Here is a 17,666-nt window from a genome sequence, read left to right on the forward strand (position 1 = left end):
CCGACGGATGCCGCGTCACCGCCGCAGAACACCTCTGGGGAGTGCCTCACAGCCGACCCCGCCGATGGGGGACAATGGTCGGGTGACCAGGCCCGCCTCCGCCCGCGCCGCTCGTCTTGACCAGGTCTGCGCCGCCGCCGCCGCCGTCGAGCTGGCGCGCGCCGGCATCACCGAAGTGGGCCCCGACGACGTCGGCGACCACCTGCAGGTCGTCGCCGAAGGTGATCGACTCGTCACGCACTACTTCGAGTGCCGGCTGGCCGGTTACCGGGGGTGGCGTTGGGCGGTCACCGTCACGCGGGTGCCGCGTAGCCGCACCGTGACGGTCTGCGAGACCGTGCTGCTGCCCGGGCCGGACGCGCTGCTCGCGCCGGGCTGGCTGCCCTGGCAGGAGCGTCTCAAGCCGGGTGACCTGGGCCCGGGTGACCTGCTGCCGACGCCGTCGCAGGACGAGCGGCTCCAGCCCGGTTACCTCCTCTCCGACGACCCGGCGGTCGAGGAGACCGCCTGGGAGCTGGGGCTCGGCCGGTCCCGGGTGATGTCCCGGGAGGGGCGCATCGAGACCGCCCAGCGCTGGTATGACGGCGATCACGGTCCCTCGGCGCCGATCTCGACCGCCGCGCCCGCCACCGCCCGCTGTGGCACCTGCGGCTTCTACCTGCCACTCGCGGGCAACCTGCGGCAGTGCTTTGGCGCGTGCGGCAACTTCTACGCCCCCGACGACGGTCGGGTGGTGAGCGCCGACCACGGCTGCGGCGCCCACTCGGAGACGTTGGTCGAGGCCGAGACGGCGGTGGAGGAGATGCCCACCGTCTACGACGACAGCGCGGTGGAGCCGATGCCGGTCAGCCGTGCGCCCGGCACGGTCGGTCCAGGCGAGCCGGCGGAGCCGTACGCCCACTCCTGAGCGCGGCGGGCCGTCGACCGCTCAACCGGCGGCGCGGCGGCGACGCCGGTGCGCGTCGTGCCGCATCATCACCGCCAGGCCGGGGAAGCCCCACAGAAAACCGGCCAGGCAGATCCAGAGCCAGTTCTCGTGGCCGCTGGCGGCGAGCCGGTCGCGGAAGAGCAGCAGCACCAGCCCGGTGACCGCCCAGGCCGCCATGCCGGCGAGCGCGAACGGCACCATCGGCGGGTCGAGCGGCGCGGGGCGGGGCTGTTGCGTCGGCACCCGGCCAGGGTACGCGACTTCGCTTCCCCGCCGGCCAATCATCTGCGACGATGCGCGCGACAACCCGATGATCCGCTGTGAGGTTCCTGATGGCAGTAGCGCCGCCCGACAACGGCACCCCACCCGGTCCCAGCCGGCCGCGTAACGGTTTCGACCGGTACTTCGAGATCTCGGCCCGTGGCTCGACGCTGAGCCGCGAGGTACGCGGTGGATTGGCCACCTTCTTCACGATGGCGTACATCGTGGTGCTCAACCCGCTCATCCTCGGCAGCGCCGTCGACGGTGACGGCAACACCCTGCCGATCCCGGCGATCGCGGCGGCCACCGCCCTGGTCGCCGGCGTGATGACCATCCTGATGGGCGTGGTCGGCCGGTTCCCGCTGGCGGTCGCCGCCGGTCTCGGGGTGAACGCCCTGGTGGCGTACGAGATCGCGCCGGAGATGACCTGGGCCGACGCGATGGGCCTGGTGGTGATCCAGGGCGTGATCATCGCCGTGCTGGTGCTGACGGGGTTGCGTACCGCCGTGTTCCGCTCGGTGCCGACGCAGATGAAGACGGCGATCGGCGTCGGCATCGGTCTGTTTCTCACCATCATCGGCCTGGTGGACGCCGGATTCGTCCGGCGCATCCCGGACGACGCGAACACCACCGTCCCGGTCGGCCTGGGCATCGGCGGCAAGCTGGTCAGCTGGCCGATGCTGGTCTTCGTGGTGGGCCTGCTGGTGACGCTGGTGCTGGTGGTACGCCGGGTGAAGGGCGCGATCCTGGTCGGCATCCTCGCCTCCACGGCGCTGGCCATGGTGGTGGAGGCGTTCGGCAACATCGGCCCGTCCTTCGTCAACGGCGTGCCGAACCCGAAGGGTTGGTCGCTGAACGTCCCGACCCTGCCGAGCAACCCGTTCGACGTGCCGGATCTCTCCCTGCTCGGCAAGTTCAACGTGCTGGGCTCGTGGGAGCGGGCGAGCTGGCTGGTCGTGCTGATGTTCATCTTCACCCTGCTCATCACCGACTTCTTCGACACGATGGGCACGATGGTGGCCGTCGGTCAGGAGGGCGGCATGCTCGACGAGCAGGGCACGCCGCCGCGGACCAGGGAGATCCTGCTGGTCGACTCGATCGCCGCGGCCAGCGGTGGTGCGGCCAGCGTCTCCAGCAACACGTCGTACATCGAAAGTGCCGCCGGTGTGGCGGAGGGCGCCCGGACCGGGGTGGCCAACCTGGTCACCGGGGCGCTGTTCCTGCTGGCCATGTTCCTGGCGCCGCTGGTGGTGGTCGTGCCGTTCGAGGCGGCGTCCGTCGCGCTGGTGGTGGTCGGCTTCCTGATGATGACCGCGGTGCGGACCATCGACTGGTCCGACTACGAGATCGCCATCCCGGCCTTCCTCACCATCGTGCTCATGCCGTTCACCTACTCGATCTCCAACGGCATCGGCGCGGGCCTGATCGTGTACGTCGTGGTCAAGCTGGCCAAGGGCAAGTACCGGGAGATCCACCCATTGCTGTACGCGGTGGCGGCGCTGTTCGTGGTGTACTTCCTGCGCGGTCCGATTGAGGCGCTGCTCTTCTGACGCCGGCCCCGGGCCGGGCGTGTGATCCGCGCGACGCGCTCCGCACGCACGGCCCGGAGCAGGGGGAACGCCGGGGTGAGCATGGTCATATTCGATGCGGTCGGTCAGCTCATTAGTTAGGCTAACTATCGTGACGGAGCGGACGGTGACGGCTCAGAGCATGCCACCGGCGCAGCTGGCCCTCCAGTTGCGTGATGCAATCACCCGGCTGAACCGGCGGGTCCGCCAGGCCCGGCCGGTCGGTGACCTCACGGTCACCCAACTGAGCGCGCTCACCAGTCTTCGGCTGGCGGGTGCGCTCACGCCGCGAGAGCTCGCCGACGTCGAACGGGTGCAGCCACCGACGATGAGCAAGATCGTCGCGAAGCTGGAGGAGCGCGGCCTCGTGCAGCGCACCCCGCACCCGACCGACGGCCGGCAGGTCATCCTCGCGACGACCGAGGGAGGCCGGGCCGTGCTCGACCAGTTCGAGCGAGTCCGGGACGAGTGGCTGGCTCGCCGGCTGGCCGAGCTGAGCGACGCCGACCGGGAGACCCTGCACCACGCCGCGGAGATCCTCCAGCGACTCTCCCGCGCCTGACGCCGCGCACACCTGGTGTGCCCCGCGCCGCGCCGTCCGTCGTTGACGACGCGTACGACCGCGAGGAGGCGCACCAAGAGTGCAGGCCAGGCTGAGCACGATGTTCCAGTCCCTACAGGTCCGTAACTACCGGCTCTTCGCATTCGGGCAACTGGTCAAGCTGATCGGTGTCTGGATGATGTTCATCGCCCAGGACTGGCTGGTCCTCGAGCTTTCCGGCGACTCGGCCACCGCGCTCGGCGTGGTCGTCGCGCTTCAGTTCACCCCAGTCCTGCTGCTCACGCTGATTTCCGGTCGCCTCGCCGACCGGTACGACAAGCGGTTGCTCCTCTTCCTCGCCAACGCCTTCTGGACGGTGCTGTCGCTGGCCATGAGCGTGCTGGTGCTCACGGACCTGGTTCAGCTCTGGCATGTCTTCGTCTTCGCTGCCCTGCTCGGTGTGGCCAACGCAATGGAAACCCCGGTACGGCAGGCGTTCATCTCCGAGCTGGTCGGCACGCCGCTGCTGCCCAACGCGCTCTCGCTCAACGCGGCCGTGTTCAACTCGGCCCGGATCGTCGGCCCGGCCGTCGCGGGCCTCGCCATCGCCGCCTTCGACGTCGGCCCGGTCTTCCTGGTCACCGCGCTCAGCTCGGTCGCACCCCTGGTCACGGTGATCCGGATGCGCCCGGCCGAGCTACACCGGGAGCCGCTGCCCTCACGCGACGAGCGGGCCGCCGCGACCGTGCTCGACGGCCTGCGTTACGTCGCCCGCCGTCCCGACCTGCTGCTGCCGATGGTGGTGATGTCGGTGATCGGGATGTCGCTGTTCAACTTCCAGCTCACCCTGGCGGCCCTGGCGAAGACCGTGTTCAACACCGGCGCCGCCTCGTTCGGTCTGTTCAGCACCACCCTGGCGGCCGGGGCGCTGGTCGGTGCGCTGGCCGGGACAGGGCGGCGCAGCCGTCCCTCGGTCTGGCTCGTGCTCGGTGCCGCGATCGCCCTGGCGGTGTTCGGCACGCTCGTCGGGCTGGCGCCCGAGTACTGGATGGTCCTGGTCCTGCTGCCGCCGACCGGTTTCTTCATGGTCTACTTCGCCCAGGCGTCGAACCAGCGGGTCCAGCTCGGCACCGATGCCGCGTTCCGGGGACGGGTGATGGCGCTGTGGGTGCTGGTGTTCCTGGGGACCAACCCGGTCGGCGCGCCGATCATCGGCTGGATCGCGGAGACCTTCGGTGCCGGCGCCAGCATCTGGGCCGGTGGCCTGCTCTCCCTGACCACCGCGTTGCTCGCGCTGGGCTGGCAACTGCGCCGGGACGGGGCCCGGCTGCGGTTCCGGGTGCTCCCGCTGCCCCGCTTCTACGTCACCGAGGTGTGAGCCGGGGGCCGGCTGTCCCGGTTGCCGAGTCCGGATCCGGAAAATCGGTTACGTGACGCTGGGCATCGGCATAGCTTCGGTGGGTGGAGGTCCTACGCTTACTGCTCCTGGCCGTGGCGCTGGCCGCCGTGGTGTTCCTGCCGGTGCTGATCGCGCTGGTCGTCTGCACCGACGAGATCGTCGACCGGCTGACCTGCGGCTACAGCGAATGGCGGGAGCGGCGCCGGGAGCGGCGCCTGATCGCCCGGCTGGACGAGGCGGTCGACGCGGACGCCGTCGCGGGCCGGGTCGACCTCGGCGCACTCGACCGGGTCGACCGGCGGCCCCTGGAACAGATCGCCGCCGACCTGCGCTGCCTGCGCCGGGAACGGGCCGACGGCACCCGCCGGGCGGTCGTGTGGCACAGCAGCGTGCTCGACGCGTACGACGACCGGCTCCGGCTGGCCTGCCGGGCGCTGGGCATCACGGAGCATCTCGCCGAGCTGGCCGGGGTCGACCGGCAGATCGAGCGGATCCGGGTCGAGGCCGAGCTGGACGCCGCCGGCCTGCGGCTGCCGGCGAGCCGCCCCGGGCAACACGAGCGGCATCACTAGCTGCGACCCTGTGGCACGTGCGACTCTTCACCGCCGTCTACCCGCCGACCGACGCCATCACGCACCTGACCGCCCGGGTGGCCGGGTTGCGGCTCGGCACGGCCGCGGCCGCCGGGACGAACGTCCGGTTGGTCGACCCGACCCGGGCCCATGTCACGCTCGCCTTCCTCGGCGAGGTGGACCCTGGACGGCTGGCCGAGGTGGAGAGCGCCCTCGGGCTCGCCGCCGCATGGTCGCGGGACGCGCGTACCGCCGTGCCCCGGCTGCGGCTGGCCGGGGGCGGGCGGTTCGGGCAGGGCCGTTTCACCGTGCTCTGGGCCGGCGTGGGCGGTGACGTCGAGGCGCTGCGGGTGCTGAGCCGGCTGATCCGCTCCCGGCTGCGCCGAGCCCGCCTGCCGTACGACGAGCGGCCGTTCCGCCCGCACCTGACCGTTGCCCGCCCCGGCGACCGGCTATCGCCCGTCGACATCGAGGCCGATCTCGCCGCCCTGGCCGACTACGAGGGCCCGGAGTGGCCGGCGGTCGAGCTGGTGCTCACCCGCAGCGAACCCGGCCCACACCCCACCCACCGCCCCCTAACCACCTGGCCCCTCTAAGAGACTGTCGGGTAACCGGTCCGGCCCGGTGGGTTATGGCGAGGCGCGTCGATGTGGGGTGCTCGACAAATAGATCATCCCCGCCATGATCTTGATGTGTGTGCAACAGAGATCGCGGCGGGGATGATGCCCGCTCATGCTATCCGTCGAGTCTGACCGATGCGATGTGGGCGGTTCTCGCGCCGCTGCTGCCGGGGCGTGACCTGTGTAAAGGCGGCCGGCCTCGGGTGTATGACGATCGACTGGTCCTGGACTCGATCTTCTACGTGCTGCGGTCGGGTTGCCCGTGGCGGATGATGCCGCACGATTTGGCGCCTGCGGACGCGGCGCATCGCTGGTTCACGACGTGGCGGAAGAACGGGACGTGGGACCGGATTCACGATGAGCTTCGCCGGCGGGTGCGAGTCGCGGCCGGTCGGGAGCCGGAGCCGACGGCCGCCGTGCTGGACGCCCAGTCGATCAAGTCGAGTGAAGGCGGCGAGTCTCGTGGTTTCGACATGGGCAAGAAGACCACCGGCCGCAAACGGCACCTGGTCGTCGACACGATGGGGCTGATTCTGGTCGTGGTGGTCACCTCCGCCTCCGTCAACGACCGTCCCGGTGGCCGCCGGATCCTCGTACGGTTGGCCGAGGCGTTCACCACCATCGCCCTCGTATGGGCCGACGGCGGCTACGCCAACAGCATCGACTCCAGCCTGTTGAGCTGGGCGAAGACCCAGCTCGGCGTCCTGCTGGAGATCGTCAGACGCACCGACGACATCAAGGGCTTCAAGGTCCTACCGCGCCGATGGGTGGTGGAGAGGACGCTCGGATGGCTGGTCCGCAACCGGCGTCTGGCCCGCGACTACGAACGACTGACCACCAACTCGGAAGCCATGATCAAGGTCGCGATGATTCGGCTCATGACAATACGTCTGGCCGGTCAAGCGATCAGGTGGAGCAACGCAACCGACCGCGAAGCCGCCCGACGCATCAACGCCGAGCGACTTATCACGACGTAGTCATCCAGTTACCCGACAGTCTCTAACCCGCCCCCGACTACCGCGATCTTGTATTTATGGTCGCTAATATGCCGGCATTCGTGGCTTTTGTCGCGACACAAAGTGCAAGATCGACGGGGTGAGAGCGGGGGCCGGGTGGGTTAGGAGGACTCGCGGGCGGCGGGGCCGGTGCCGAAGAGGACGTCGTCCCAGCTGGGGAGGCGCTTGCGGGGCTTGGCGCCGGGCTCGGTGGACTCGGCGGCGCTCGCCGCCGGGGTGTTCGTGCGGCGGGGACGCAGCACGGCGAGCGACGGGACGGCCGGGACCTCCTTGGGGGCGTCCGCGTCGTCGTCGAAGGCCGAGCCCTGACCACCGCCGAGCAGCGCCGCCGCGCCACCGGTGACCGCCCGCTGGCGCGGCGCGTCCTGGCTGCCGGCCAGTGCGGCCGGCGAGCGGGGATCGAGACCGCGACCCGAGGTCGAGCCGAGCGGCCGGTCGAGCGAGGCGAGCAGGGCGTCGCGGCCGGCGCGGATCGGGTCGCGGCCCGAGCGGCCCGGCTCGGCGGGGGCGGGCAGCCCGTGGCCACCCCGACTCGGCTCGCCACGCGACGGGCCGGGCAGGGTGTGGCCGCCCCGCTCCGGCGCCGGCTCCTGGCCGAGGATCGGCGTCGGACGCTCGGCGCAGAGATATTGCGCCATGTCGTCGTGCGGCGAGACCGACTGCCGGGTCTTGTCCAGATCCCAGACCGCCTGCGCGGTGGCCTTGCCCGACGGCCAGGTGGCGACGATCCGCCAGGTGCCGTCGTCGCGACGCCACGCGTCCCAGGAGATCTTCTCGGTGTCGATCCCGTGCTGCGCGAGCCGACCGTTGACCACATCGGCCAGCGGCGTGGGCTTCTCGGCGCCCTTGAGCCGGGTGCGCCGCGCGTGCTGGGCGAGCATCGCCCGCTCCTGGAGCACCGGCCCGGCGTAGCGGAGCACCCGGTCGACCGGGACGCCGGCGATGCGGGCGACATCCTCGGCGGACTCGCCGGAGCGGATCCGGGCCTGGATGTCCCGAGGGGACAGCGACGGCACCGGATCGGCGGCGGTCGGTGCCACCGCGAGCGTGGGCGCACCCGGCTCGGCGTGCAGCACCACGGCGACGCGTTCGTCTATGGGCAGGGCGAGCAGCCGCCCGACCTCGTCGGCGAGAACCAGGGCCTGGCCGTCCTCGGAGAGGGCGACGAAGCGTACTGGGCGCATCGCGTTGCCTCCGTCCCGCTTCGCTGGCCGTTTACGCCACGAGCCGGCCACCCGGGGCGTTGCGCACCACGGTACGCCCATCCGGAGCCAGGTGGGAGACGCCACGCCCGGCCGACCCGTCGGATCGGCCGGGCGCGTGGCGTACGGCAGGGTCTTCTAGAGCCGCTCGACGACGTAGTCGATGGACGCGGTCAGTGCCTCCACATCGGCCGGCTCGACGGCCGGGAAGAGCGCGATCCGCAACTGGTTGCGGCCCAGCTTGCGGTACGGCTCGGTGTCCACGATGCCGTTGGCCCGCAGCGCCTTGGCGATCGCGGCGGCGTCCACCCCGTCGGCGAAGTCGACGGTGGCGACCACGTTCGAGCGCAGCGCCGGGTCGGTGACGAACGGGGTGGCGACGGGCGAGCGCTCGGCCCAGCCGTACACGGTGGCGGCGCTCTCGGCCGTCCGCTTGGCCGCCCAGGCCAGGCCGCCCTGGGCGTTCATCCAGTCGGTCTGCTCGGCGGCGAGGAAGATGGTGGCCAGCGCCGGGGTGTTGTACGTCTGCTCCAGCCGCGAGTTGTCGATCGCGGTGACCAGGTCGAGGAAGGCCGGGATGTACCGACCCGACGCCTTGACCTGGGCGGCCCGCTCCAGCGCGGCCGGCGACATCAGGGCCAGCCAGAGCCCGCCGTCGGAGCCGAAGCACTTCTGCGGGGCGAAGTAGTACACGTCGGTCTCGCCGACGTTGATCTCCAGCCCGCCGGCGCCGGAGGTGGCGTCGACCAGCAGCAGCGAGCCGGGGTCGGCGCCGGCCACCCGGCTGATCGGCACCGCCACGCCGGTCGAGGTCTCGTTGTGCGGGGTGGCGTAGACGTCCACTCCGGCCTCGGCGACCAGGGTCGGCGCGCCGCCCGCGTCGGACTTGCGGATCGTCGGCTCGCCGAGGAACGGGGCGTCCCTGACGGACTTGGCGAACTTCGCGCCGAACTCGCCGAAGCTGGCGAACTGGGCCCGGTCGCGGATCAGTCCGAACGCGGCGACCTCCCAGAACGCGGTGGTGCCACCGTTGCCGATGACCACCTCGTAGCCCTCGGGAAGGGAGAAGAACTGGGCGATCCCGGAGCGCAGCCGGGCGACCTGGTCGCGGACGGTCTGCTGCCGGTGGGAGGTGCCCAGGTAGCTGGTCGCCACCTCGGCGAGCGCGGATACCGCCGCCGGACGGACCTTGGACGGCCCGCAGCCGAATCGGCCGTCGGCGGGCTTGATCTCGTCGGGAATCCGGATGGTCGGTGCGTCAGCCACGGTGTTCAAGATCCTTCCGCATGGGTCGGGGCCCGGGTGAGCAGATGGGCGGACCGACGGCGCGTGCGGCTGCACGGTGAAGCCGAGGTCGAAGCCCTTCCGGCGGCGCTGCCGGCCTTCATCCTCGCACCCGTCGCCGCCGGTCCGGGCGCTGGTCCCACCTCGAACCGTGAGGCGTCCGCCACAGCCCGCCGCCACCGCCCGCTGCCATGGCCCGCCGCCACCGTGCGCCGGCCGACCCCGCCGCGCGGAAGCCGTCGGTCCGGGGCCGGGCGTTAGGAAGGGCCCCTTCCTATGCCACGAGGCGTTGGTAAGGGACCCCTCCTTACTCCTATACGTCAGACGTCGTGCGGGACGGCGTCCCAGCCGTCGACCTCGTGCGGCTTGCGCGGGCCGGGGCCGACGTAGCGGGCCGAGGGGCGGACCAGCCGCTGGAGCTTCTTCTGCTCCAGGATGTGGGCGCTCCAACCGCCCATCCGGGCGCAGGTGAACATGGAGGTGAACATGTGCGCCGGCACCTCGGCGAAGTCGAGCACCACGGCGGACCAGAACTCGACGTTGGTGGCGAGCACCCGGTCCGGGCGGCGGGCCTGCAACTCGGCGAGCGCGGCCTTCTCCAGCGCCTCGGCGACCTCGAAGCGCGGGGCACCCAGCTCCTTGGCGGTGCGCCGGAGCACCCGGGCGCGCGGATCCTCGGCCCGGTAGACCCGGTGGCCGAAACCCATCAGCCGCTCGCCCCGGTCGAGCACGCCCTTGACGTAGCTCTCCGCGTCGCCGCTGCGCTCGACCGACTCCAGCATGCTCAGCACCCGCGACGGGGCACCGCCGTGCAGCGGGCCGGAGAGCGCCCCGATGCCCGACGAGATGCAGGCGGCGGCGTCCGCGCCGGTGGAGGCGACGATCCGGGCGGTGAACGTGGAGGCGTTCAGGCCGTGCTCGGCGGCCGAGATGAAGTACGCGTCGACGGCCTTGACGTGCCGCGGGTCGGGCTCGCCCCGCCACCGCTTCATGAACCGCTCGACCACCGTCGACGCCTTGTCGATCTCCTTCTGCGGCACGGCCGGCAGGCCGAGGCCACGGGCGGACTGGGCGACGAAGGACAGCGCGGTGACGGACACCCGGGCAAGGTCCTCGCGGGCCTGCTCGTCGGAGATGTCCAGCATCTGTTGCAGGCCCCAGTACGGGGCGAGCATGGCGACCGCGGACTGCACGTCGACCCGGATGTCGCCGGAGTGCACCGGCACCGGGAACGGCTCGGCCGGGGGGAGGCCCGGTCCGAACCGGCCGTCGACCAGCAGGGCCCAGACGTTGCCGAAGGAGACCTGGCCGATCAGGTCCTCGATGTCGACCCCGCGATAGCGCAGCGCACCGCCCTCGCGGTCGGGCTCGGCGATCTCGGTTTCGAAGGCTACGACGCCCTCAAGTCCGGGTTTGAAATCGGCCATCTCACTACTCCTGGTGTGTGGTCGGTGCGCCCGCCCGGGCTCGGTGTCCCGGCCCCGGCCGGGTGAGCGCCTTAGGCGACCCTCAGGGATGTGTTCGTGACATCTTGCCTGCTGGTGGCCGGGTGCGCGAGACGCTGTCAATGTGCTGCTGACGACATCCCGGTTGTCGGCACCCTCCCCGCCTCGATAAGACTGGGCCTGACGGGCTGGTCGCCGGGGCACGTACGGGCTCGACGGGGAGGAGCAGGACGTGATGGGGGACACACCGGCGCCGGCCGGGATGCGGCACGAGTACGCCGCCGGATCCGGGTTGACCGAGGTCGAACTGGCCGCCGACTGGCACACCCAGTTCGACCGCTGGTTCACCGACGCGGTGGCCGCCGGGCTGCCCGAGCCGAACGCCATGGTGCTCGGCACCGCCGACGCCGCCGGACGGCCGAGCGCGCGCACGGTGCTGCTCAAGGGGTACGACCCGGAGGGCTTCGTCTGTTACACCAACTACGACTCCCGCAAGGGTGTCGAGGTGGCCGCCAACCCGTACGCCAGCCTGGTCTTCCCCTGGTTTCCGGTGCAGCGGCAGGTGATCGTCGCCGGCCCGGTGGAGCGGCTCGACCGCGCGGAGACGGAGGCGTACTTCGCCAGCCGGCCGCGCGGCTCCCAACTGGGGGCGTGGGCCAGCGCCCAGTCCTCGGTGCTGCCGGACCGGGCCGCACTGGACGACGCGTACCGGGCCGCCGCGGAGCGGTTCGCCGACGTGGACCCGATCCCCGCCCCGCCGCACTGGGGTGGGCTGCGGGTGCGGCCCGACTCGGTCGAGTTCTGGCAGGGCCGGGCCAGCCGGTTGCATGACCGGTTGCGGTTCCGTCGCGCCGGCACGGGCTGGGTCGTGGAGCGGCTGGCGCCGTGACGGTCGACGAGACGAGCCGGCCGCGCGAGCAGCGCCGCTGGGCGATCGACCTGCGTCCGCTGCGGGTGCCGGCGTACCGGCGGCTCTGGGTCGGCAACGCCATCGCGATGTTCGGCTTCCAGTTCACCGCCGTCGCGGTGCCGGTGGAGATGTACGCGCTGACCCAGGACTCGTTCTGGGTGGGCCTGCTCGGCGTGGCCGCCTTCGTACCGCTGCTGGTCTTCGGGCTGTGGGGCGGCGCGGTGGCCGACGCCATCGACCGGCGCCGCGTGCTGCTGGGCGGCTCGGTGCTGCTCTGGGTCTCCGTGGTGGGGCTGCTGGCGCAGTCGCTGCTGGGGATCGGCAGCCCGGTGTTGCTGCTCACGCTGGTGGCGCTGGGTTCGGTCGCCTTCGCGATCAGTGGCCCGGCCCGCGCCGCGCTGGTGGCCCGGCTGGTCCCCACCGAGCTGGTGCCCGCCGCCACCACGCTGAACTTCACCACGGCCATGGCCACGGCGGTCCTCGGGCCGCTGGCCGCCGGCCTGATCCTCGCCATCTGGCACCTCGGAGTCGCGCTGCCGGTCGCGTACGCGGCGGACGCGACGCTGATGGTCGCCCTGGTCTGGGCGGCGCTGCGGCTGCCGGCGATGCCGCCCGATCCGGACCCGGACGGCGCGCCCCGGCAGGCCGGGCTGCGCAGCATCGTCGACGGCGTCCGCTACCTGGCGGCCAGCCCGGTGCTGCTGCTCTCCTTCGCCATCGACCTGATCGCGATGGTGTTCGCCTTCCCCCGCGCACTCTTCCCCGAGGTGGCGGCCGAACGGTTCGGCGGCGGTGCCGCGGTGGGCTGGCTCTACAGCTCCATCGCGATCGGCGCCCTGCTCGCCGGGCTGGTCTCCGGCTGGATCGGCCGGGCCCGGCGGCAGGGGCTGGTGCTGGTGCTGTCGGTGGTGGGTTGGGGCGTCGCGGTGGCGCTGGCCGGCTTGGCGCGGCAGCTCTGGCTGGTCGTCGCGCTGCTGGTGCTGGCCGGCGCCGCCGACCTGGTCAGTTCCGTGGTGCGGCAGTCGATGCTGCTGGTGTACGCGCCGGACCGGATGCGCGGGCGGCTCCAGGGCGTCAACACGGTGGTGGTGGCGGGCGGTCCGCGCCTGGGCGACCTGCGGGCCGGCGCGATGGCGGCCGGCTTCGGCAGCGGGGTGGCCTGGGTCGGCGGCGGCATCGCGGCGGCGGCGCTCGCGGTGCTGCTCGCCGTGGCGTTCCCGGCGCTGACCCGCTACCGCCTGCCGACCGCGTCGAGCGAGGAGAGCCGCGCCGAGGGCCACGTCGATGGCGGCGCCGAGGGCCGTCGACCGCAGCGAGCGAACAGCAGGCCCGAGGGCTAGGGTCTGGCGACATGGACAGCCGCGATCCGCGTCCCCTGTCGGGGGCGCAGTGGAGCATTTCCGCCGCCGGGCACGAGGCGGTCATCGTCGAGGTGGGCGGCGGGCTCCGCGCCTACCGGCAGGACGGGGTCGAGCATCTCGACGGGTACGCCACCGACGAGTTGTGCCCGGGCTCGGCGGGGCAGGTGCTCGCTCCCTGGCCGAACCGGATCCGGGACGGCGCGTACGCCTTCGGCGGGCGGTCGTTGCAGCTGCACATCAGCGAACCGGAGCGGCACACCGCCATCCACGGCCTGGTGAACTGGGCGTCGTGGCAGCTGATCGAGCAGCGGCCGGACGAGGTCACGATCGGCTACGACCTGCCGCCGCAGCCCGGGTACCCGTGGCCGTTGCGGCTGCGTACCCGGTGGAGCGTGGGGCCCGACGGGCTGCGGGGCGAGCACGAGGTGACGAACATCGGCGCCGAGCCGGCGCCGTTCGGTTTCTCCGTGCACCCCTACCTGCGGCTGCCCGGGGTGTCGGTGGAGGACATCGCGCTGCGCGTACCGGGCCAGACCCGGCTGACGCTGGACGGTCGGCTGCTGCCGGTCGGCGCGACGCGGGTCGCCGGCACCGAGTACGACTACACCGAGCCGCGCCGCATCGGCGATGCGGTGCTGGACGTCGCCTTCGGGCAGGTGGCGCGGGGCGCCGACGGTGGTTCCGAGGTGACCCTCACCGGGCCGGACACGTCGACCGGGCTGCGGATCTGGGCCGACGCCCAGTTCGGCTGGTGGCAGGTCTTCACCGGTGACACCCTGACCGGCGCGCGGTTCCGTCGGTCGGTGGCGGTGGAGCCGATGACCTGCCCGCCGGACGCGTTCCGCTCCGGCCGGGATCTGATCACCCTGGCGCCGGGCGACACCTGGCGCGGGGACTGGGGCATCCGGCCCGGGATCTGAGCGACGATCCGTGGCCGCCACGGGCGGGCGAGGGAGGAGAACGGCGTGGAGTTCGCGGAGGTGGTCCGGCGGCGCCGGATGGTGCGCAACTACGACCCGGACCGACCGGTTCCGCCGGAGGTGCTGGAGCGGTTGCTGGAGCACGGCGTGCGGGCTCCGTCGGCCGGGTTCTCCCAGGGCTGGGGATTCCTGGTGCTGGAGGAGCCGGCGGACCGGGAGCGCTTCTGGGCGGCCAGCACCCCGGAGGGCGGCGGGATGCAGCGCTGGCTGGCCGGGATGCGTCGGGCGCCGCTGATCGTGGTGCCGCACGCGAACCGCTCGGTCTATCTGGAGCGCTATGCGGAGCCCGACAAGGGCTGGGCGGATCGGTCGACGGACCGGTGGCCAGTGCCCTACTGGTACGTCGACACCGGCTTCGCCGCGCTGCTGATGATGCTGACCGCGGTGGACGAGGGTCTCGGCTCGTGCTTCTTCGGCATCCCGCCGCAGCGGTTGGAGTCCTACCGCGAGGCGTTCGGCGTGCCGGAGGCGTACCACCCGATCGGCGCCCTCACGATCGGTTATCGGGCCCCCGACCACCGGTCACCGTCGCTGCGTCGCGGGCGCCGTCCGGTGGACGAGGTGGTCCGACGGGGACGGTGGAGCTGACCCGAACCGGTGGGTTCGTCCGGTTGAGAACCGGATGACCGGTGACGAAACTGGCATCAGGGAGCAGAACGTGGGGTGCGGGGTCCGGCTACGCTGGCACGGTCACCGGCGCCGCAGGTCGCGGCGCCGTGCCGCGACCCGGTCGGGCGTCGCGGTACCGGCCGGCCAGGGGGAGGGGAGCGTGCCGTCGTGATCTTCAGAGCGGTCCGGGACGGGCGTCCCTATCCGGAACACAACCTGACCCTGAAGCAGTGGGCGGAGATCCCGCCCCGCCCGCTGCGCCTCGATCAGCTCATCACCACCAAGCGCGAGCTGGCGCTGGACAAGCTCCTCGCGGAGGATTCGACCTTCTACGGCGACCTCTTCCCGCACGTGGTGCAGTGGAACGGCGGCCTCTACCTGGAGGACGGCCTGCACCGCGCGCTGCGGGCCGCGCTGCAACAGCGCAACCAGATCCACGCGCGGGTGTTCGTGCTCGCCGAGGCGGTCGAGTGACCCCGGTGGACCTGCTCGACCTGGGTTCGTCGCTGACCGAGGAGGAGCGGCAGATCCGCGCCGTCGTGCGCCAGGTGGTCGACGACCGGGTACGCCCGCACGTCGCCGGCTGGTACGAGGCGGGGCAGGTGCCGGCCCGCGAACTGGCCCGCGAGTTCGGCAAGCTCGGCCTGCTCGGCATGCACCTGACCGGGTACGGTTGCGCCGGCTCGACGGCCGTCGCGTACGGGCTGGCCTGCCTGGAGTTGGAGGCCGGCGACTCCGGCGTGCGCTCCCTGGTCTCGGTGCAGGGCTCCCTGGCCATGTACGCCATCTGGCGTTACGGCAGCGAGGAGCAGAAGCAGCGCTGGCTGCCGGCGATGGCGGCCGGCGAGGCGATCGGCGCGTTCGGGCTGACCGAGCCGGACCACGGCTCCGACCCGGCGTCGATGGCGACCCGGGCGCGCCGCGACGGCGACGACTGGGTGCTCACCGGCAGCAAGATGTGGATCACCAACGCGCCGATCGCGGATGTCGCGGTGATCTGGGCCCGCACCGACGAGGGCATCCGGGGTTTCGCCGTACCGATGGACACGCCGGGGGTGACGGCGCGGGAGATCACCCGCAAGATGTCGCTGCGTGCCTCGCTGACCGGGGAGATCTCGCTCGACGACGTCCGGCTGCCGGCGGACGCGCGACTGCCCGACGCGATCGGGCTGAAGGCGCCGCTGGGCTGCCTGACCGAGGCACGGCACGGCATCGTCTGGGGCGCGCTCGGCGCGGCCCGCGACTGCCTGGAAACCACCCTGGCGTACGCGACCACCCGCACCCAGTTCGGCCGGCCGCTGGCCGGCTTCCAGCTCACCCAGGCCAAGCTCGCCGACATGGCGGTCGAGTGGAACAAGGGCTACCTGCTGGCGCTCCAGCTCGGCCGGCTGGCCGACGCCGGGAAACTGCGCCCCGAGCAGGTCAGCGTCGGCAAGCTGAACAACGTGCGCGAGGCGCTGGCGATCGCCCGGCAGTGCCGGACCATCCTCGGCGCCAACGGGGTCTCCGGTGACTATCCGGTGATGCGGCACGCCAACAACCTGGAGAGCGTGCTGACCTACGAGGGCACCTCGGAGATCCACCAGCTGGTGATCGGGCAGCGGCTCACCGGCGTGTCCGCCTTCACCTGAACGGTACGGCGACTCGACGAGCGGCTGTCGTACGTTGGGCTTACCGTCATCATCAGACAACGCGTCTGACGAGGACGGTGAGGGCGATGGCACGCGACGGCGACATCAACGAGCCCACCAGCAGGTTTGCCGACCGTGAGCCCGGTGACGTGCTCACGGACACCTCGGACGTCCCACCGGAGCCGCCGCACCAGAGCAGCGGCGCGGCGCGTGCCCTGCTCTGGGTGCTCGGTGCCGCCGCGCTGGCGGTGGTGGTGCTGCTCGGCGTGCAGACCACCGGGATCCTGCCCGAGTTCCGCAACCCGTTCACCAAGGAGCAGACCGACCGCAGCCAGCCCGCGCTGTTGGAGTCGATGCAGGATCTCAGCCGCTACGTGGCCGCCGAGGGCAACTTCCAGGTGGTGGTCGACCTGCAGAACGACCGGCGCAACGTGCCGGACTGGCTGCTCAACGAGCGGACGCTGTTCGTCGGGTCGGGCAGCGTCGAGGCGTACGTCGACTTCGGCACCCTCTCCGAGGGGGCGATCGTGCAGTCGGCCGACGGCAGGTCGGTCGAGATCAAGCTGCCGGCGCCGCAACTGGCCGAGACCAACCTCGACCTGGAGAAGAGCTACGTCTTCGCCGAGGAGCGCGGCCTGCTCAACCGGGTCGGTGACCTGATCGGCGGCGACCCGAACCGGCAGCAGCAGGTCTACCGCCTGGCCGAGGACCGGATCACCGCCGCCGCGCGGGACAGCGGCCTGAACGCCCGGGCCGAGGAGAACACCCGCAAGATGCTGGAAGGGCTGCTCCGCTCGCTCGGCTTCGAGCAGGTCACCGTCACCTACACCGCCCCCTGACCCACCCGGGAGTCGGCGCCGCCGGGCCCATTGCCGGAGACAGCAGTATCGGGGATGTTGCTGCATCCCCGGCGCCGGAGACAGCAACATCCCCGATACTGCTGCATCCCCGACGGCTGGCGTCGCGGACGGCTGACAAGGCCGGGGCGGCAGGGTGGCGGTGGCGGGCAGGGGATGGTGGGTCAGCCGGCCGTCGGGGGTGGGCGGCGGGTCGGGTCAGCTGCCGGTGACGAGGTAGCGGTCTTCGTTGGGCATGATGATCCAGAGCGCCAGGTAGATGATCACCTGGGTGCCGGGCAGCAGGAGCGACAGCACGAACAGCAGCCGGACCAGATTGGCCGAGGTGCCGAACCGCTGCGCCAGGCCGGCGCAGACCCCGGCGAAGATGCGCCCCTGCCGGGGTCGGACGAGTTTGCGACTCATCGTGGTACTTCCCCTCTGCGGCGATCCGCCGCTTCTGGAACCAACGTTAGGCACGGGTGGCGGCCCTGCCGTCGGTC

General features: G+C 71.9%; 17 protein-coding genes and 2 pseudogenes. 14 read left to right on the forward strand and 5 right to left on the reverse strand.

The genetic code is table 11. From position 1 onward, the window contains the following. Positions 1-64: 64 nt before the first annotated feature. A complete protein-coding gene (locus O7615_RS18140) occupies positions 65-907 on the forward strand; it encodes a DUF3027 domain-containing protein (RefSeq protein WP_278178881.1) in 843 nt (280 codons plus the stop codon). Positions 908-928: 21 nt separating this feature from the next. On the opposite strand, the gene O7615_RS18145 is transcribed toward O7615_RS18140, so the two are convergent. Next, positions 929-1,129 (reverse strand): DUF2530 domain-containing protein, encoded by a 201-nt coding sequence (locus O7615_RS18145; RefSeq protein WP_278182133.1) that lies wholly within the window; start codon positions 1,127-1,129, stop codon positions 929-931. Positions 1,130-1,260: 131 nt separating this feature from the next. On the opposite strand from O7615_RS18145, the gene O7615_RS18150 reads away from it, so the two are divergent. The 6 genes and pseudogenes from O7615_RS18150 to O7615_RS18175 form a co-directional block, all read left to right on the forward strand. After that, the gene (locus O7615_RS18150) at positions 1,261-2,739 is read left to right on the forward strand and encodes an NCS2 family permease (protein WP_278178882.1); all 1,479 of its coding nucleotides are present in this window, start codon (positions 1,261-1,263) and stop codon (positions 2,737-2,739) included. Between the two features lie 130 nt (positions 2,740-2,869). Beyond that, complete coding sequence (locus O7615_RS18155) at positions 2,870-3,319, forward strand: MarR family transcriptional regulator (RefSeq protein ID WP_278178883.1); 450 nt, start codon at positions 2,870-2,872, stop codon at positions 3,317-3,319. Between the two features lie 79 nt (positions 3,320-3,398). Beyond that, positions 3,399-4,676, forward strand: coding sequence for an MFS transporter (locus O7615_RS18160; RefSeq protein ID WP_278178884.1), 1,278 nt, complete (start codon positions 3,399-3,401; stop codon positions 4,674-4,676). An 83-nt stretch (positions 4,677-4,759) separates the two neighbouring features. Beyond that, complete coding sequence (locus tag O7615_RS18165; protein WP_278178885.1) at positions 4,760-5,269, forward strand: hypothetical protein; 510 nt, start codon at positions 4,760-4,762, stop codon at positions 5,267-5,269. Between the two features lie 17 nt (positions 5,270-5,286). After that, on the forward strand, positions 5,287-5,865 hold the full coding sequence (gene thpR / locus O7615_RS18170) for an RNA 2',3'-cyclic phosphodiesterase (protein WP_278178886.1): 579 nt from the start codon (positions 5,287-5,289) through the stop codon (positions 5,863-5,865). 98 nt (positions 5,866-5,963) lie between these two features. Then, positions 5,964-6,785: pseudogene (locus tag O7615_RS18175) on the forward strand (IS5 family transposase); the annotation flags it as partial. Positions 6,786-7,006: 221 nt separating this feature from the next. Here the strand turns inward: O7615_RS18175 and sepH are convergent. The 3 genes from sepH to O7615_RS18190 all read right to left on the reverse strand — a co-directional run bounded on the left by sepH (position 7,007) and on the right by O7615_RS18190 (position 10,818). Further along, positions 7,007-8,089 (reverse strand): septation protein SepH, encoded by a 1,083-nt coding sequence (gene sepH / locus O7615_RS18180; protein ID WP_278178887.1) that lies wholly within the window; start codon positions 8,087-8,089, stop codon positions 7,007-7,009. A 156-nt stretch (positions 8,090-8,245) separates the two neighbouring features. Continuing rightward, positions 8,246-9,373, reverse strand: coding sequence for a phosphoserine transaminase (gene serC / locus O7615_RS18185; protein ID WP_278178888.1), 1,128 nt, complete (start codon positions 9,371-9,373; stop codon positions 8,246-8,248). Between the two features lie 338 nt (positions 9,374-9,711). Next, positions 9,712-10,818 (reverse strand): citrate synthase 2, encoded by a 1,107-nt coding sequence (locus tag O7615_RS18190; protein WP_278178889.1) that lies wholly within the window; start codon positions 10,816-10,818, stop codon positions 9,712-9,714. Positions 10,819-11,071: 253 nt separating this feature from the next. Here O7615_RS18190 and pdxH point away from each other — a divergent pair, with 253 nt between their 5' ends. The 7 genes and pseudogenes from pdxH (at position 11,072) to O7615_RS18225 (ending at position 17,166) form a co-directional block, all read left to right on the forward strand. Next, on the forward strand, positions 11,072-11,725 hold the full coding sequence (gene pdxH, locus O7615_RS18195; protein WP_278178890.1) for a pyridoxamine 5'-phosphate oxidase: 654 nt from the start codon (positions 11,072-11,074) through the stop codon (positions 11,723-11,725). Next, a pseudogene (locus O7615_RS18200) lies at positions 11,722-13,014 on the forward strand (MFS transporter); the annotation flags it as partial. The gene pdxH and the pseudogene O7615_RS18200, both read left to right, overlap by 4 nt. 83 nt (positions 13,015-13,097) lie before the next feature. Next, the gene (locus O7615_RS18205) at positions 13,098-14,027 is read left to right on the forward strand and encodes an aldose 1-epimerase family protein (protein ID WP_278178891.1); all 930 of its coding nucleotides are present in this window, start codon (positions 13,098-13,100) and stop codon (positions 14,025-14,027) included. A gap of 45 nt (positions 14,028-14,072) precedes the next feature. Continuing rightward, entirely contained in the window at positions 14,073-14,675 is a 603-nt protein-coding gene (locus O7615_RS18210) for a nitroreductase family protein (protein WP_278178892.1), read from the forward strand. Between the two features lie 189 nt (positions 14,676-14,864). After that, positions 14,865-15,170 carry a type II toxin-antitoxin system VapB family antitoxin gene (locus tag O7615_RS18215; RefSeq protein WP_093404142.1) on the forward strand — a complete coding sequence of 102 codons (306 nt, stop codon included), beginning with the start codon at positions 14,865-14,867 and terminating at the stop codon, positions 15,168-15,170. Then, a complete protein-coding gene (locus O7615_RS18220) occupies positions 15,167-16,327 on the forward strand; it encodes an acyl-CoA dehydrogenase family protein (RefSeq protein ID WP_278178893.1) in 1,161 nt (386 codons plus the stop codon). The genes O7615_RS18215 and O7615_RS18220 overlap by 4 nt, the downstream gene beginning before the upstream one ends. A gap of 86 nt (positions 16,328-16,413) precedes the next feature. Then, positions 16,414-17,166, forward strand: coding sequence for a DUF4230 domain-containing protein (locus O7615_RS18225; RefSeq protein WP_278178895.1), 753 nt, complete (start codon positions 16,414-16,416; stop codon positions 17,164-17,166). Positions 17,167-17,382: 216 nt separating this feature from the next. On the opposite strand, the gene O7615_RS18230 is transcribed toward O7615_RS18225, so the two are convergent. Continuing rightward, the gene (locus tag O7615_RS18230; RefSeq protein ID WP_278178897.1) at positions 17,383-17,589 is read right to left on the reverse strand and encodes a PspC domain-containing protein; all 207 of its coding nucleotides are present in this window, start codon (positions 17,587-17,589) and stop codon (positions 17,383-17,385) included. Positions 17,590-17,666 lie beyond the last annotated feature (77 nt).

Origin of the sequence: Micromonospora sp. WMMD1082, assembly GCF_029626175.1 — a bacterium.
Lineage (GTDB): Bacteria > Actinomycetota > Actinomycetes > Mycobacteriales > Micromonosporaceae > Micromonospora.

Coding starts and splice junctions, on each gene's coding strand:
- O7615_RS18145 (WP_278182133.1), bottom strand. CDS start 1,129: ATGGTGCCGTTCGCGCTCGCCGGCATGGCGGCCTGGGCGGTCACCGGG.
- O7615_RS18205 (WP_278178891.1), top strand. CDS start 13,098: ATGGACAGCCGCGATCCGCGTCCCCTGTCGGGGGCGCAGTGGAGCATT.
- O7615_RS18225 (WP_278178895.1), top strand. CDS start 16,414: ATGGCACGCGACGGCGACATCAACGAGCCCACCAGCAGGTTTGCCGAC.
- pdxH (WP_278178890.1), top strand. CDS start 11,072: ATGGGGGACACACCGGCGCCGGCCGGGATGCGGCACGAGTACGCCGCC.
- O7615_RS18190 (WP_278178889.1), bottom strand. CDS start 10,818: ATGGCCGATTTCAAACCCGGACTTGAGGGCGTCGTAGCCTTCGAAACC.
- sepH (WP_278178887.1), bottom strand. CDS start 8,089: ATGCGCCCAGTACGCTTCGTCGCCCTCTCCGAGGACGGCCAGGCCCTG.
- O7615_RS18230 (WP_278178897.1), bottom strand. CDS start 17,589: ATGAGTCGCAAACTCGTCCGACCCCGGCAGGGGCGCATCTTCGCCGGG.
- O7615_RS18150 (WP_278178882.1), top strand. CDS start 1,261: ATGGCAGTAGCGCCGCCCGACAACGGCACCCCACCCGGTCCCAGCCGG.
- O7615_RS18140 (WP_278178881.1), top strand. CDS start 65: ATGGGGGACAATGGTCGGGTGACCAGGCCCGCCTCCGCCCGCGCCGCT.